The following is a 14,931-nucleotide window of genomic DNA, read 5'->3' on the forward strand; positions in this document are numbered from 1 at the left end:
GGGGCCGTTCCCGGGGCCGTTCCCGGGCCTGGTCCGGGTCCTGCTCTCGGGGCTGCCTCCGGGCTGGTCTCCGGGCCCGTTTCCGGGTTGGCTTCCGGGCCCGCTTCCGAGTCTGTGCTGAGTGTTCGGGATCTGACCGTCACCTTCGCCGACCCGCGCGGCGGCGCACCCGTGACCGCCGTCCGGGGGCTCTCCTTCGACCTTGCCCCCGGCGAAGTCCTCGGCCTGGTCGGCGAGTCGGGTTCCGGCAAGTCGGCCACCGGCCTCGCCGTCCTCGGCCTGCACGACCCGCGTACCACCACCGTCACCGGCTCGATCCAGCTGGACGGACAGGAGTTGGTGGGCGCGACGGAGTCCGAACTGCGCCCGGTCCGGGGCGGCCGGGCCGCGCTGGTCTTCCAGGACGCGCTCACCTCGCTCAGCCCCTTCCACGGCGTCGGCGCCCAACTCGCCGAGATGTACCGGCTCCACCACCCCGGCACCGGCCGCACCGAGACCCGTCGGCGAGCAGCCGCGATGCTCGACCGGGTCGGCATCCCGGCCGCCCGGGTGCGCGACTTCCCGCACCAGTTCTCCGGCGGGATGCGCCAGCGGGTGATGATCGCCATGGCGCTGATGAACGACCCGAAGGTGCTCATCGCGGACGAGCCCACCACCGCCCTCGACTCCCGGGTGCAGCGGCAGGTCCTGGACCTGCTCGGCGAGTTGCAGCGCGAGCACGGCACCGCCGTACTGCTGGTCAGCCACGACCTCGGCGTGGTCGCGGGGACGACGGACCGCACGCTCGTACTGCGCGGCGGCGTCCAGGTCGAGTCCGCGCCGACCGCCGAGCTGCTGGCCGCGCCGCGAGAGCCGTACACCCGCGCGCTGGTGGGGGCGGCGCTCACCCTGGAGTCGGTACCCGGCACGCCACTGCCGACTGTTGACGATCCGTCACCCATCGCCGAATTCGCGCCCCGGGTCGTCGGGCGACCAGAGCGCCGGCTGGTCGAGGTGGCGGACCTCGCCGTCCACTTCCCCGGGCGGCGCCGCTTCCCCGGGCTGCGCGCAGAGCCCGTCCGGGCGGTCGAGGGCGTCGGACTGCGCATCGCGCCCGGTGAGACGCTCGGACTGGTCGGCGAGTCCGGCTCCGGCAAGTCCACCACCGCACGCGTCCTGGCAGGCCTCCAACAGCCCACCGGAGGACGGGTGTTGTACGACGGGAAGGACGTCACCCGCCCAGACCGGGAGTTGCGGCGCAGGCTCAGCCGTGAGATCCAGCTGGTCTTCCAGGACCCGTACGCCTCGCTCAACCCGCGTCGCACCGTCGCCCAGACCCTCGACACCCCGCTGCGCCTGCACACCTCGCTCGACGCGGCGCAGCGGCGGGAACGCTCAGCCGAACTGCTGGAGCAGGTCGGACTGCCCGCCACCCACCTGGACCGCTACCCGCACGAGTTCTCCGGCGGGCAGCGCCAGCGGATCGGCATCGCCCGGGCGCTCGCCCCGCAGCCGCGCCTGATCATCGCGGACGAGCCGGTGTCGGCGCTCGACGTCTCGGTCCAGGCGCAGGTGCTCAACCTGCTGATGGAGCTGCGCGAACGCCTGGGCGTCGCCTTCCTGTTCGTCTCGCACGACCTCGCCGTCGTGCGGCACTTCTGCGACCGGGTCGCCGTGATGCACCGAGGCCGGCTGGTCGAGTCCACCGACCGCGACCGCCTGTTCAGCGCCCCGCACACCGAGTACACCAGGGAACTACTGGCGGCGGTCCATTAGGGCCTGTCTGGAGTCGTGATGACGTGGCGGGGAAAAGGGTTGAGGGGATGATCATCAGGCTGGTAGCTTTCACTCGACCGTGAAGCCGCCCGAGGAGGTGAGACCCATGAACGCTGTATCCATGTGGGTGCTCCCCCTCTCGTCACGGTCGGGAGATTGATGCAGGTGTCGCCGGGAGCGCCTCGATAACAAGGCACTCCCGAAAGGCAACACCCCATGCACTCTCTCCAATTCACCGCCGAGTCGTCGTCGAACGGCATGCTTGAGCGCGACTTCACCGTAGGCGATGTCCCCGGTGTCCTCTGGTCGCCGGCCTCCAATGCAGCCGACCGCGCGCCCCTGATCCTGATGGCCCACGGTGGCGGCAACCACAAGAAGCACCCGGCGATGTCCGGCCGCGCCCGACTCCTGGTGGCTGGCTGCGGCTTCCACGTCGCCGTCATCGACGCGCCCGGTCACGGCGACCGGCCGCGCACGGCGCACGACGAGGCGGAGATCGCCGCCCTGTTCGCGGCACGGGCGGCGGGCGAGCCGGAGGGCCCGATCGTCGTGCGCTACAACGACCACCTGGCGGAGCTGGCCGTGCCCGAGTATCGGGCGATGCTGGACGCACTCCAGGAGCTCCCGGAGATCGGCACCGACGGGCTGGTCGGCTTCTGGGGCATCAACATGGGCACCGCAATCGGCATCCCGTTCGTGGCGGTCGAACCCAGGATCTCCGCCGCGGTCTTCGGCCAGCACTGGCCCGATACCCTGGCCGAGAAGGCGAAGCAGATCACCATCCCGATCGAGTTCGACCTGCAGTGGGACGACGAGCACATCACGCGCGAGGAGGGTCTCGCACTGTTCGACGCCTTCGCCTCGAAGGAGAAGTCGTTGCACGTGAACTCGGGCAAGCACAAGGAGCTGCCCCGGTTCGAGGCCGACAGTGCGGTCAGGTTCTTCGCCCGGCACTTCGGCCGACCGATCACCTCGCCGGCCTGACCTGCGCGGTCGCGGTGTCCGCATTTCCAGCCGGGCGCCGCGACCGCAGCCCCGGGTTGAGGCTGCGCATCCAGATGATGGATCCGCGTAGTTGGAGCCCCGCCATGTAGCTCGCCGGCGTCTTGTCGTAGCGCGTGGCCAGGCCCCGCCATGCCCGGATCTTGTTGATGCAGCGTTCCACCGTGTTGCGCTCCTTGTACCGCTCAGCGTCATGGGCCACCGGTCGGCCGCCGTCCCTGCCGCGCTTCTTGCGGTTCGCGGCCTGATCGGCCTTCTCCGGGATGACCGCCTTGATCCCGCGTCTGCGCAGGTAGGCGCGGTTCGCCCGCGAGGAGTACGCCTTATCGGCAGCTACCGCGTCCGGTCGGGTGCGCGGACGACCCACCGGTCCGCGCACCTTGACCTTCTCCAACACCGCGACGAATCGGGGGCTGTCGGCGGCCTGCCCAGGTGTGAGCACGAACGCCAGCGGGCGGCATCGCCGGTCTGCCGCGAGGTGGACCTTGCTGGTCAGCCCACCGCGCGAGCGACCCAGGGCCGCCGCCTTGAGCCGGGCCCGGCGACGCCGACGCAGCCGTCGGCGCTCGGCCCGCTGGGACTCCCCAGGCGGCGAGTCGCCGGTCGCCGGGGCGATTTGCCCGGTTTCCGCGGCCCCTTTTCCTGTGCCGCGGCCTCTTCCAGCGCCGCCAGGACCTCCGATTCCACCGCCATCCCGGCCGCGTCGTGATGGGCGCGGGCCACCGTGGAGTCCACGCTGACCAAAGACATGTCTGCCTCGCCGCGCCGAGCGGCCTCGGCGATCATCCCCTCCATCAGCGCGGCGAACATACCGACGTCGCGCCACTGGGTGAAGCGGCCGTAGACCGTCTGCCAGGCCCCAAACTCCTCCGGCATCTCTCGCCATTGGCTGCCAGTGCGGAACCGCCTGATGATGCCCTCGAACTGCTCTCGTAGGCGCTGCGGGAAAGGGCCGTACCGCCCGATCGGCAGAAACGGCTCGATCAGTTCCCAGTCACCATCGCTCAGTTCACGTCGCGTCACCGCAGCGTTCTACCAGCTCGGCGTGCCCCTCGGGTCCGAAACAGACCGCACTGATCACGACTACAGACAGGCCCTAGGACGGGCCCTAGCAAGATCGGCCGGGCGGGCCCTAGCGGGGGTCGGTGGGGAGCAGCGCGTAGAGGTACATGTCGCGGCGCTCGTCGCCGACGGTGCGGTGGCTGCGCAGCAGGCCCTCGCGTCGGAAGCCGATCCGCTCGGCGACCCGGAGGGAGACGGTGTTCCAGGGTTCGATGTACAGCTCCAGCCGGGCGAGGCCGAGGTCGTCCAGCGCCCAGTCGGCGACCGTCCGCAGGGCGTGCCCGGCCACCGCGCGGCCGCGCGCCGAGGCGGCCGTCCAGTAGCCGATCGAGGACCGGCCGTCGACCTGCGGAAACAGCCCGACGAAGCCGACGACCCGGTCGTCCGCCCGGCCCGCCACGGCGAAGGAGTAGCCGGTGCCGTCCACCGCCTTCGCCCACTGCCGTTCGACGAACGCCCGGCCGGCCGCGTCGTCGCACCCGGCGGGGGCGGCCGGGACGGTGGTGACCAGCGGGATGTACGGGTCGGCGGCCGCCTCGCGGACCACGGCGAGGTCGGTGAGGCGCCAGGGGCGGAGGGCGAAGGGCCCGGCGGGGAGCGTTGGCACGATCAGGGGCGGACGGTCCATGCTCGAAGCCTGGCATGTTCGATCAGGGAGGTGTAGCGAATATGTCCGCCAGTGATCACACCGCCGGAGATCGCGCGGCCACCGACCGCGCGGCCACCGACCGCGAGGCCACCGACCAGCAGGACGTCGACCACGAGCTCGTCGAGGCCGCCCGGGCGGTGGCCCGGCGCTACACCCGCGCCGACAACCACACCGTCGCGGCCGCCGGACGCAACGCCGACGGGCGGATCGTCACGGCCGTGAACGTCTACCACTTCACCGGCGGTCCGTGCGCGGAGCTCGTCCTCATCGGCGCGGCCGCCGGCCAGGGCGCGTACGACCTCACCACGGTCGTCGCGGTCGCCGACCAGGGCCGAGGCGTCGTACCGCCGTGCGGGCGCTGCCGGCAGGTGCTCCTCGACTACTTCCCGGACGCCAGGATCATCGTCCAGCGGGGAACGGAGCTGCTCGCCCTGCCCGTCCTCGACCTGCTCCCCGAGGCCTACGTCTGGGCCGAGCACCTGGACGGCTAGGGACTGTCCGGCGACCAGAACGGACGGGTCCTCCGCCGTCCACGCCGCCCGAGTCCGCGGGCCGCGCCTGAACGGCCGTTCGCAGGTCGTTCGGCTGCGCAGGCGCGGCTCAAGGGGTTAGCGTGCTGGCGACGTGTCGTAGTGATCGCCAACCGAGGGGGCGCATTGTCGAACGATCTGCTCATAGCCAAGCTCAATCACGGCTTCGACCACCTCGACGCCGACGGTGACGGGCTCCTCACCGAACGGGACCACGTCCTCATGGGCCACTCGGTCGCCCGCTCGCTCGGCCACCAGGAGGGCTCGGCGGCCGAGGCCGTCATCGTCCGCGCCTACCTGACGATCTGGCACGACCTGCACCTCGCCCCTCTGCCCGCCGGCACCGAGACGATCACCCGCGAACAGTTCGTCCGGTCGACCGGTTCGCTCGCCGACGACCCCGAGGCCGCGCAGACCAGCATCGGCGCACTCGCGGCCGCCTTCCTCGCCATCGCCGACACCGACCGCAGCGGAACGGTCGACGCCGGCGAGTTCTTCGTCTTCCAGCGCGGCCACTTCGCCGGACTCTCCCGCGACGACGCCGACGAGGCCTTCCGCCACCTCGACCGCGACGGCGACGGCACCCTCTCCGCGACCGAGTTCATCAACGCGATCATGGAGTACTGGACCAGCCGCGACCCCGACGCCCCCGGCAACTGGTGGACGGGCACGCCCCCGCACGCCCTCTGACACCCGCCGACACCCAGCCGACACCCGCCAAGGCACAGCCGCCGCCCGGCGGCCGGGCCGGGCGCAGTGGGTATCACGGAGGGGGCGCGAGGACGTACCGTGGGCGCTCCCCCAGCCAGGAGGTGACGCCCGTGCCCGAGGAGTCCCTGCCCTTCTTCGTCTACGGCACCCTGCGCAGCGGCGGCCGCAACCATGCCGCCCACCTGACCGGGCGCTGCGCCGACATCCGGCCGGCCGTGCTGGACGGCGCCGCGCTGCACGACGGGCCCGGGTACCCGTACGCGGTGCCGGATGCGACGCCCGGGCGCCGGATCGTGGGTGAACTGATCACCGTTCGCCCGGGCGCGTACGCCGGGGCGCTCGCGGCGCTGGACCGGCTGGAGGACTGCCGGGCGGACGGGACGGGTCTGTACGTACGACGACGGTTGCCGGTTCGGACGGCGGCGGGCGAGGTCCGGGACGCGTGGGTGTACCTCGCCGGGCCGGCCGCTGCGAACCGACTGCGGGAGCATCCGGCGGTGATCGAGTCGGGGGACTGGGCGGACAGGTGACGGATCACGGCTGACAGATGACAATCGACAACTTTCAGCTTTCAGATTTCAAAATCTGTTAGCTGTCATCTGTTATCTGTTACCCGTCGGCTGCCTCCGCTCCCCGCTTCCCGGCCCCCTCCGGCCGACGGTCGGCCGCATACCGCCAGGTAGGCTGCCCCGGCCGCCTGCTTTTCCGCCTCACGGCCCGCCGAACGACAAGGAGCCACCCGGTGCCCGAGCTGCCACTCCCGATCACCGTCGTCGGGATCGGGGCCGACGGCTGGCCCGGCCTCTCCGCCACCGGCCAAGCCGCGCTGCGGGCGGCCGAGGTGGTCGTCGGCGGCCCCCGGCAGCTGGACCTCCTCCCCCGCGACGAGGTCGCCGCCGAGCGCATCCCGTGGCCGTCCCCGCTGCGCCCGGCCGTCCCCGGGCTGCTCACCGCACACGCCGACCGCCGGGTGGCCGTCCTGGCCAGCGGCGACCCGATGTTCTACGGCATCGGCCGCGCCCTCGCCGAGACGGTCGGCGCCGAGCGGCTGCGCGTCCTGCCGCACCCCTCCTCGATCTCCTACGCCTGCGCCCGACTCGGCTGGCCGCTGGAGTCCACCGAGGTGGTCAGCCTGGTCGGCCGCCCGCTGGACACCCTCACCCTGGCCCTCCACCCCGGCCGCCGCCTGCTCGTGCTCAGCGCCGATGCCGCGACGCCCGCCGCCGTCGCCACACTGCTCGTCGCACGCGGCTTCGGCACCGCCCGTCTGCGGGTGCTCGAACAACTCGGCGGCCCGACCGAGCGGCAGCTCGACGGCCCGGCCGACGGCTGGCCACACCCGCCCGGCGACCCGCTGAACGTCATCGCGGTCGAGCTGGGCGACGGCCCGCGCGGCTCGCTCGTCCCCGGCCTGCCCGACGCAGCGTACGAGAGCGACGGTCAGCTCACCAAGCGGCACGTCCGCGCCGCCACCCTCGCCACCCTCGCCCCCTCCCCCGGCGAACTGCTCTGGGACGTCGGCGGCGGATCCGGCTCGATCGCCGTCGAGTGGCTGCGCGCCCACCGCGACTGCCAAGCCGTCAGCATCGAGCGCGACCCGGTCCGGGCCGAGCGGATCGCCCGCAACGCCGCCGCGCTGGGCGTGCCGCGGCTGCGCGTGGTGACCGGCCCCGCCCCCGCCGCGCTCGCCGAACTCCCGACCCCTGACGCGGTGTTCATCGGTGGCGGCCTCACCGCGCCCGGCCTGCTGGACAGTTGCTGGGCGGCCCTGCGACCGGGCGGGCGGCTGGTCGCCAACACCGTGACGCTGGAGTCCGAGGCGCTGCTCACCGAATGGTACCGGCGCCACGGCGGCGAGTTGCTGCGGCTCGCCGTCGCGCATGCCGTCCCGGTGGGCGGCTTCACCGGGTGGCGGCAGGCCATGCCGGTCACCCAGTGGTCCGCCGTCAAGCCCAACACCCCCCAGGAGGAAGCCTCGTGACCGTCTACTTCATCGGCGCCGGCCCGGGCGCCGCCGATCTGATCACCCTGCGCGGCCAGCGCATCCTGGCCCGCGCCGAGGTCTGCCTCTACGCCGGCAGCCTGGTGCCGCGCGAACTCCTCGCCGAGTGCCCGCCGGGCACCCGCCTCATCGACACCGCGCAGCTCAACCTGGACCAGATCATCACCGAGCTGGTCCGCACACACCGGGCCGGACAGGACGTGGCCCGACTGCACTCCGGCGACCCGTCCGTCTTCTCCGCCGTCGCCGAGCAGATGCGTCGCCTCGACGCGGCAGGCGTGCCGTACGAGGTCGTCCCCGGCGTGCCCGCCTTCGCCGCCGCGGCGGCCGCGCTCAAGCGGGAGTTGACGGTGCCGACCGTCGGCCAGACCGTCATCCTCACCCGGATCGCCAAGCGCGCAACCCCGATGCCCGAGGGCGAGGACCTGGCCACCCTCGGCCGAAGCGGCGCCCTGCTCGTGCTGCACCTGGCCGCCGGGTACGTGGACGACGTCGTCGAGCAACTGCTCCCCCACTACGGCGCCGACTGCCCCGCCGCCGTCGTCGCGATGGCCAGCCGGCCGGACGAGTTGGTGCTACGCGGCACCCTCGCCGACATCGCGGAGCAGCTCAAGGCGTCGGGCGTGGTCCGCACCGCGGTCATCATCGTCGGACGGACGCTGGCCGCCGAGCAGTTCCGTGACAGCCACCTCTACTCGGCGGAGCGCGAACGCCCGCACGAGCCCTGCGGAGCGTGATGGCGGCCGTGCCGAGACACGTCCTGATCCTGGGCGGAACGACGGAGGGCCGGGCGTTGGCCGCCGCGCTCGTCGAGCTGCCGTCCCTGCGGGTCACCAGCTCACTGGCCGGCCGGGTCGCCCAACCCCGGTTGCCCGCCGGGGAGGTGAGGATCGGCGGCTTCGGCGGTCCGGACGGGCTGAGCGCCTGGCTGCGCGGCGAACGGGTGGACGCCGTCGTGGACGCCACCCACCCGTTCGCCGCCGGGATGTCCCGCAACGCGGCGCTCGCGGCCGCCATCGCCGAGGTGCCGCTGCTGGCACTGCGGCGGCCCGGCTGGACGCAGGTCCCCGGGGACCGCTGGCACCCCGTCCCCTCGCTCGCCGCGGCCGCCGAGGTCCTGCCCGGCCTCGGGCGGCGAGTCTTCCTCACCACCGGACGGCAGGGCATCGCCACCTTCGCCCACCTCGACGAACTGCACTTCCTCGCCCGCTCGGTGGACCCGCCCGAGCCGCCACTGCCGTCCGTGCTCGAAGTCCTGCTGGACCGGGGCCCGTTCACGCTCGACGGCGAACGGGCGCTGCTGCGCGAGCACCGGATCGACGTCCTGGTGACCAAGGACAGCGGCGGCGCCGCGACCGCACCCAAGCTCACCGCCGCCCGCGAACTCGGGCTGCCGGTGGTCGTCGTGGAGCGCCCACCGCTGCCGGACGGCGTGCCGGTGGCCCCGGACGTACCCGGCGCGGTGCGGTGGCTGGAGCACCTGCGCTAGCCCGGGCCGACCGATCCGGCTCGTCCAACTCGTCCCACCGTGCGAAAGCACCGCGCGAATTCGCCGCCGCATCGGCAGGATGGGCCGATGGCAGACGATCACCGCACCACGACCCTGCGCACCGCCGACGAACGGGCCACCCTGGCCAGCTTCCTCGACTACCAGCGCGACACCCTCGCGCTGAAGTGCGCCGACCTCACCGCCGAACAGCTCCGTACCCGCGCCCTCGAACCCTCCGGACTCTCCCTGCTCGGCCTGGTCCGCCACCTCGCCGAGGTGGAACGCAGCTGGTTCCGCAACGTCCTCGACAACGAGGGCCGGCCCGGTTTCCGGAAGCACCCCGACGGCTCCTTCGCCGAGTTCGACGCCGACACCGCCGACCCGGACGAGGCCTTCACGATCTGGCGCCGCGAGTGCGACCACGCCCGGGAACTCGTCGCCGCCGCCGACTCGTTGGACGTCCTGGGCCACTACGGCGAGGAGGTCTACTCGCTGCGCTGGATCCTCACCCACATGATCGAGGAGTACGCCCGCCACAACGGCCACGCCGACCTCCTGCGCGAACACCTCGACGGCACCACCGGCGAATAGCCCCGACAAGCGGCAGCGGGGAACGAGCCGCCGGCCGGCCTCGGAGGGTGAGGCCGGCCGGCGGGCCGGGTGGCTGTCAGATGTCGCGGAAGGTCTCGATCTGGGCGCCGATGGAGTTGAGGCGCTCGGCGAGGTCCTCGTAGCCGCGGTTGATGACGTAGACGTTGCGCAGGACGGAGGTGCCCTGGGCGGCGAGCATGGCCAGGAGGATGACGACCGCGGGGCGGAGGGCCGGCGGGCACATCATCTCGGCGGCGCGCCAGCGGGTGGGACCCTGGACCAGGACGCGGTGCGGGTCGAGGAGCTTGACGTCGGCGCCGAGGCGGGTCAGCTCGGTGAGGTAGATGGCGCGGTTGTCGTAGACCCAGTCGTGGATCATCGTGGTGCCGTGGGCGGCCGCGGCGATGGCGGCGAAGAACGGCACGTTGTCGATGTTGATGCCGGGGAACGGCATCGGGTGGATGGTGTCGATCGGAGCGGTCAGCTTCGACGGCCGCACGGTGAGGTCGACCAGGCGGGTGTGGCCGTTGTGGGCCCGGTACTCGGGGGTGCGGTCGTAGTCGAGGCCCATGCCCTCCAGCACCGCGAGTTCGATCTCCAGGAACTCGATCGGCACCCGGCGGATCGTCAGCTCGGAGGAGGTGACGACGGCGGCGGCGAGCAGGCTCATGGCCTCCACCGGGTCCTCGGCCGGCGTGTAGTCGACGTCGCAGGTGATCTCGGGGACGCCGTGGACGGTGAGGGTGGTGGTGCCGACGCCCTCGATCCGCACGCCCAGCTTCTCCAGGAAGAAGCAGAGGTCCTGGACCATGTAGTTGGGCGAGGCGTTGCGGATGACGCTCACGCCGTCGTGCCGGGCGGCGGCCAGCAGGGCGTTCTCGGTGACGGTGTCCCCGCGCTCGGTCAGCACGATCGGGCGGTCCAGCGGGGTGCCCGGCTCGACCGAGGCGTGGTAGGCACCGCCGGTGGTGGCGACCTCCAGGCCGAAGCGGCGCAGCGCCGTCAGGTGCGGCTCGACGGTGCGGGTGCCGAGGTCGCAGCCGCCCGCGTACGGGATGGCGAAGCGGTTGGCGCGGTGCATCAGCGGGCCGAGGAACATCAGCACGCTGCGGGTGCGGCGGGCCGCCTCGACGTCCATCGCGGCGAGGTCGAGCTCGGCGGGCGGGGTGAGTTCGAGGTCGCGGCCCTCGTTGGTCCAGCGGCTCTTGACGCCGATGCTGGTGAGGACCTCGAGGATGCGGTAGACCTCCTCGATCCGGGCGACGCTGCGCAGGGTGGTGCGACCGGTGGTCAGCAGCGAGGCGCAGAGGATCGCGACGCACGCGTTCTTGCTGCTGCGGACGTCGATGGCGCCGGAGAGTCGGGTGCCGCCGGCGACCCGCAGGTGCATCGGGCCGGAGTAGCCGAGGGAGACGATCTCGCTGTCGAGGGCTTCGCCGATGCGGGCGATCATCTCAAGGCTGACGTTCTGCTTGCCCTGCTCGATGCGGTTGACCGCGCTCTGGCTGGTGCCGAGGGCCTCGCCGAGCTGCGCTTGGGACCAGCCGCGGTGCTGGCGCGCGGTACGGATGAGGGTGCCGATACGGGTGAGGTAGTCGCCTGTCACTCGCCAGACCATATCTCATGGTTGAGATGACGAGAGAACCAGGGGTGAGTATGACGCTCCTTTTGTCCATTTCTCACCCCGTATAGACGTCAGATCTTCACATCACCAGGCGATGTTGCCGGGATTCTGTGACAGTGTCACGGCCCGAGCGGCTCCGCCCGGCCGACGATGGTGCCCGCGCGGTCGATGCAGATCACGTCCACCGCCACCGGCGAACCGACCAGCACGCCGAGCGCCGTCGCCCGCGCCGCCGCGGCGACCAGATCGCCCAGCGGCACCCCGGCTGCCCGGCACAACTGCACCGCCTCCAGCCCGGTGTTGGCCGCGGCCACCGCCTCCGACAACGCCCCGTCCGCCCCGCCGAGCCGCGCCAGTTCGGCCAGGTACCCCTTGTCCACCTGGGAGCGCGCCGAGTGCAGGTCCAGGTGGCCGGCGGCGAGCTTGGACAGCTTGGCGAAGCCGCCCGCGATGGTCAGCCGGGGCACCGGATGGCGCTTGAGGTACTTGAGGACCGCGCCGGCGAAGTCACCCATGTCCAGCAGCGCGTCCTCGGGCAGCCCGTGCACGGCGACCGCGACCTTCTCGGAGGTCGAACCGGTGCAGCCGGCCACGTGGGTGCGCCCCGCCGCGCGGGCCACGTCCACGCCGCGGCGGATGGAGTCGATCCAGGCGGAGCAGGAGTAGGGGACGACGATGCCGGTGGTGCCGAGGATGGACAGGCCGCCGAGGATGCCGAGCCGGGGGTTCCAGGTGGAACGGGCGATCTCCTCGCCGTGGTCCACGGAGATCTCCACCACCACGTCCCCGCTGCCGCCGTGCGCGGCGGCCACCTCGGCCACGGCGTCGCGGATCATCTGCCGGGGCACCGGGTTGATCGCGGGCTCGCCGACGGGCAGTGGCAGGCCCGCCTTGGTGACCGTCCCCACCCCCGGGCCGGCCCGGAACACCACGCCGGTGCCGGGCTCGCCGGCCCGGACCGTCGCGCGGATCAGCGCGCCGTGGGTGACGTCCGGGTCGTCGCCGGCGTCCTTGACCACGGCGGCCATGGCGCTCGCCCGCCCGGACGGGTCGGCGGAGCGGTCCCGCGTGGTGAGGTCCTCGGCGGCCAGACCGTTCGTGGCCGAGTCGCTCACGGCCAGGTCCTCGGCGGCGAGGGCGAAGGCGGGTTGCTGGCCCTTGGGGAGGGTGATGGTCACCGGGTCCGGGAACTCGCCGGTGAGCAGCGCGGTGTACGCGGCCTTGGTGGCGGCGGTGGCGCAGGCGCCCGTCGTCCAGCCGTGCCGCAGGCCGCTGCTCTTGAGCTGGCCAGCCCGGCCTCCGGCCTCGGCTCCCGGTCCAGCTGCCGCTTCGACTCCGGCTCCGGCTGCCGTTCCGGCTTCCGCTTTGGCCACCTGCGTCTCGCTTCCGGCTCTGTAGGGGTGCTGCGGCATCGACCGCCGGTACCGATTTTCCCCCATTCGCCTGGCCGGGCTCCGGCCGGGGGCGGTGGGAGCGGGCTCTGCGGCCCGGTGCGCGAGCTGTGCAGAGGCCACCGCCCCGCGTTCCCGAAGAGTTCTCCGCACCGGGCTCGCACCCCACGCCTACCCGCGAGTAATCTGGCGGTCCGCCAGAGAGCGGGTTCATGACACGGGGTCCGGTGGCCGGGTTGTCCGGCCGGGACATCAGCATGTGGGGGTTTTTGTGGCAGGGATGAATCGGCGTACGTTCCTGACGGGTACGTCGGTGGCCGCCGCCTGGGCGGCCTTGTCGCTGGGCGGCGCGCAGTTCGCCTCGGCGGCGGAACGTGAGCGCGCGCTGGCGGCCACCGCCGCGCGGGCGGTCAAGGTCACCGGCACCACGCTCGACCAGGTGGCCACGCCCGTCGGCGCCGGCGCGTACAAGCGGCTGACAGCGGGGCCGGGCTGGCCGCTGGTGGTGCGCGGCGATCTGGCAGCGCCGGGCACCGGGCGGGACGACCGCCGGACCGGGCTGGCCAGCTTCGTCCAGTTCAGCGACCTGCACCTGGTGGACACCGAGTCCCCGGTGCGCTTCGAGTACCTGGCCCGGTTCAACGGCAGCGCGTACCGGCCGCAGGAGGCCCTGAACGCCCGTGGCGTCTCGGCCCTCGTCGAGCGCGTCAACTCGCTCGACGGTGGCCCGTACACCGGGATGCCGTTCAGCATGGTGATGGCCACCGGCGACAACACCGACAACCACGAGCAGGTCGAACTCGACTGGTACCTCACCGTCATGGGCGGCGGCCGACTCGCCCAGAACACCGGTGACCCCAACCGCTACGAAGGCGTGCAGAACTCGGGCAACGCGGCCTACTGGAACCCCGAACTCTCCTACAGTGACGGGTACAAGGCGAAGGGCTTCCCGCAGATACCGGGCTTCCTCGGCGCCGCCGGCCGCCCGTTCGACGCGCCGGGTCTGCACACGCCCTGGTACACGACGGTCGGCAACCACGATGACAGCCTTGAGGGTTCGCTGCCGGACCTCGGTCTGCTGAACGACCTCTACACCGGCCAGTACAAGCTGGAGGGCTGCAACGACGCGGACGCGGCCCAGCTGATGGACTCGCTGCGCCGCGACCCGGCCGGCGCTGCGCTGCTGCTCGCCAAGCTCCTCGCGGACGGCGATGCGGTGCGCCGGATCACCCCGGACGAGCGCCGACGGCCGTTCACGCTCAAGGAGTTCGCCAAGGCCCACCTGGACCCTGCGCACACCGGTGCGGGCCCGTACGGGCACGGCTTCACCTCGGACATGGTGGGCAGCGGCAAGCTCTACTACTCCTTCCGCATCTCGGAGAAGGTGGTCGGCATCAGCCTGGACACCACCAACCAGGCCGGGTTCGCGGACGGTTCGCTGGGCACCGCGCAACTGCGCTGGCTGGAGCAGCAGTTGAAGGCGCACAGCGGGCACTGGTACGACACCGACGGGCACAGGGTCGCGGGCGGCAGCACGGACGACGTGATCCTGCTGTTCAGCCACCACACCAGCACCACGATGGGCAACCTGCTGCCCGACCCGCGCAACATCTTCGAGAAGCGACACGACGGCAACGAGCTGGTGGCGCTGCTCCAGCGCTACCCGAACGTGGTCGCGTGGGTGAACGGGCACACCCACATGAACAAGATCACGGCGCACGGCCACGCGGTGCCGGAGCGGGCGTTCTGGGAGATCAACACCGCCTCGCACATCGACTACCCGCAGCACGGGCGCATCATCGAGATCGCGGACAACGGGGACGGCACGCTCTCCCTGTTCACGACGCTGATCGAGTCCTCCGCACCGTACGACACGGACTTCGCCGGCACCTCGGACGCCAACCTGGCCGCGCTGTACCGCGAGCTGTCGTACAACGACCCGAACGGCCGGCCGACGGCGCTGCTGGGCGCGGGCGAGGACCACAACACGGAGCTGCTGATCACCAAGCCGACCCGGTGACGGGAGCGGGCGGCGGCTGGCGGACAGCGACTGACGGCTGACGACGAACAGAAAACAGATGACAGCTAACAGATGATGAAATCTGTTAGCTGTCATCTGTTCGTC

The 14,931-nt window shown here is 72.1% G+C and carries 13 protein-coding genes and 1 pseudogene; 10 read left to right on the forward strand and 4 right to left on the reverse strand.

The genetic code is table 11. The features are described from left to right. The first annotated feature begins 114 nt into the window (after positions 1-114). Both ACIO5E_RS04310 and ACIO5E_RS04315 read left to right on the forward strand, forming a co-directional pair. Positions 115-1,755, forward strand: a complete 1,641-nt coding sequence (locus ACIO5E_RS04310; RefSeq protein ID WP_400663656.1) for a dipeptide ABC transporter ATP-binding protein — start codon at positions 115-117, stop codon at positions 1,753-1,755. A 216-nt stretch (positions 1,756-1,971) separates the two neighbouring features. Then, positions 1,972-2,739, forward strand: coding sequence for an alpha/beta hydrolase (locus ACIO5E_RS04315; RefSeq protein ID WP_400663658.1), 768 nt, complete (start codon positions 1,972-1,974; stop codon positions 2,737-2,739). A gap of 58 nt (positions 2,740-2,797) precedes the next feature. On the opposite strand, the pseudogene ACIO5E_RS04320 reads toward ACIO5E_RS04315, so the two are convergent. Continuing rightward, positions 2,798-3,780: pseudogene (locus tag ACIO5E_RS04320) on the reverse strand (IS5 family transposase); the annotation flags it as partial. A 109-nt stretch (positions 3,781-3,889) separates the two neighbouring features. After that, the gene (locus ACIO5E_RS04325; protein ID WP_400663661.1) at positions 3,890-4,447 is read right to left on the reverse strand and encodes a GNAT family N-acetyltransferase; all 558 of its coding nucleotides are present in this window, start codon (positions 4,445-4,447) and stop codon (positions 3,890-3,892) included. A gap of 41 nt (positions 4,448-4,488) precedes the next feature. Between ACIO5E_RS04325 and ACIO5E_RS04330 the strand changes: the two genes are divergently transcribed. The 7 genes from ACIO5E_RS04330 (at position 4,489) to ACIO5E_RS04360 (ending at position 9,791) form a co-directional block, all read left to right on the forward strand. Further along, complete coding sequence (locus tag ACIO5E_RS04330) at positions 4,489-4,959, forward strand: cytidine deaminase family protein (RefSeq protein ID WP_400663664.1); 471 nt, start codon at positions 4,489-4,491, stop codon at positions 4,957-4,959. 165 nt (positions 4,960-5,124) lie between these two features. Further along, positions 5,125-5,688 carry an EF-hand domain-containing protein gene (locus ACIO5E_RS04335; protein ID WP_400663667.1) on the forward strand — a complete coding sequence of 188 codons (564 nt, stop codon included), beginning with the start codon at positions 5,125-5,127 and terminating at the stop codon, positions 5,686-5,688. A gap of 131 nt (positions 5,689-5,819) precedes the next feature. After that, positions 5,820-6,239 carry a gamma-glutamylcyclotransferase family protein gene (locus ACIO5E_RS04340; protein ID WP_400663669.1) on the forward strand — a complete coding sequence of 140 codons (420 nt, stop codon included), beginning with the start codon at positions 5,820-5,822 and terminating at the stop codon, positions 6,237-6,239. A 212-nt stretch (positions 6,240-6,451) separates the two neighbouring features. Further along, positions 6,452-7,690 (forward strand): precorrin-6y C5,15-methyltransferase (decarboxylating) subunit CbiE, encoded by a 1,239-nt coding sequence (gene cbiE, locus ACIO5E_RS04345; RefSeq protein WP_400663672.1) that lies wholly within the window; start codon positions 6,452-6,454, stop codon positions 7,688-7,690. Further along, positions 7,687-8,448: a precorrin-4 C(11)-methyltransferase gene (gene cobM / locus ACIO5E_RS04350; protein WP_400663675.1), complete on the forward strand. Its 762-nt coding sequence runs from the start codon at positions 7,687-7,689 to the stop codon at positions 8,446-8,448. Before cbiE ends, cobM begins: the two co-directional genes overlap by 4 nt. Continuing rightward, positions 8,448-9,200 carry a cobalt-precorrin-6A reductase gene (locus ACIO5E_RS04355; RefSeq protein WP_400663678.1) on the forward strand — a complete coding sequence of 251 codons (753 nt, stop codon included), beginning with the start codon at positions 8,448-8,450 and terminating at the stop codon, positions 9,198-9,200. Before cobM ends, ACIO5E_RS04355 begins: the two co-directional genes overlap by 1 nt. Positions 9,201-9,287: 87 nt before the next feature. After that, positions 9,288-9,791: a DinB family protein gene (locus ACIO5E_RS04360; RefSeq protein ID WP_400663681.1), complete on the forward strand. Its 504-nt coding sequence runs from the start codon at positions 9,288-9,290 to the stop codon at positions 9,789-9,791. A gap of 76 nt (positions 9,792-9,867) precedes the next feature. Here ACIO5E_RS04360 and ACIO5E_RS04365 read toward each other — a convergent pair whose 3' ends face one another. Both ACIO5E_RS04365 and ACIO5E_RS04370 read right to left on the reverse strand, forming a co-directional pair. Further along, the gene (locus ACIO5E_RS04365) at positions 9,868-11,397 is read right to left on the reverse strand and encodes a UDP-N-acetylglucosamine 1-carboxyvinyltransferase (RefSeq protein ID WP_280679580.1); all 1,530 of its coding nucleotides are present in this window, start codon (positions 11,395-11,397) and stop codon (positions 9,868-9,870) included. A 137-nt stretch (positions 11,398-11,534) separates the two neighbouring features. Further along, positions 11,535-12,788, reverse strand: a complete 1,254-nt coding sequence (locus tag ACIO5E_RS04370) for a cobalt-precorrin-5B (C(1))-methyltransferase (RefSeq protein ID WP_400663685.1) — start codon at positions 12,786-12,788, stop codon at positions 11,535-11,537. A 298-nt stretch (positions 12,789-13,086) separates the two neighbouring features. On the opposite strand from ACIO5E_RS04370, the gene ACIO5E_RS04375 reads away from it, so the two are divergent. Continuing rightward, on the forward strand, positions 13,087-14,826 hold the full coding sequence (locus ACIO5E_RS04375) for a TIGR03767 family metallophosphoesterase (protein WP_400663688.1): 1,740 nt from the start codon (positions 13,087-13,089) through the stop codon (positions 14,824-14,826). Positions 14,827-14,931: the final 105 nt, after the last annotated feature.

The sequence above is a fragment of the Kitasatospora sp. NPDC087314 genome (genome assembly GCF_044744365.1).
In the GTDB taxonomy this organism is placed as follows: Bacteria; Actinomycetota; Actinomycetes; order Streptomycetales; family Streptomycetaceae; genus Kitasatospora.

Coding starts and splice junctions, on each gene's coding strand:
- ACIO5E_RS04315 (WP_400663658.1), top strand. CDS start 1,972: ATGCACTCTCTCCAATTCACCGCCGAGTCGTCGTCGAACGGCATGCTT.
- ACIO5E_RS04330 (WP_400663664.1), top strand. CDS start 4,489: ATGTCCGCCAGTGATCACACCGCCGGAGATCGCGCGGCCACCGACCGC.
- ACIO5E_RS04325 (WP_400663661.1), bottom strand. CDS start 4,447: ATGGACCGTCCGCCCCTGATCGTGCCAACGCTCCCCGCCGGGCCCTTC.
- ACIO5E_RS04375 (WP_400663688.1), top strand. CDS start 13,087: ATGAATCGGCGTACGTTCCTGACGGGTACGTCGGTGGCCGCCGCCTGG.
- ACIO5E_RS04355 (WP_400663678.1), top strand. CDS start 8,448: ATGGCGGCCGTGCCGAGACACGTCCTGATCCTGGGCGGAACGACGGAG.
- ACIO5E_RS04360 (WP_400663681.1), top strand. CDS start 9,288: ATGGCAGACGATCACCGCACCACGACCCTGCGCACCGCCGACGAACGG.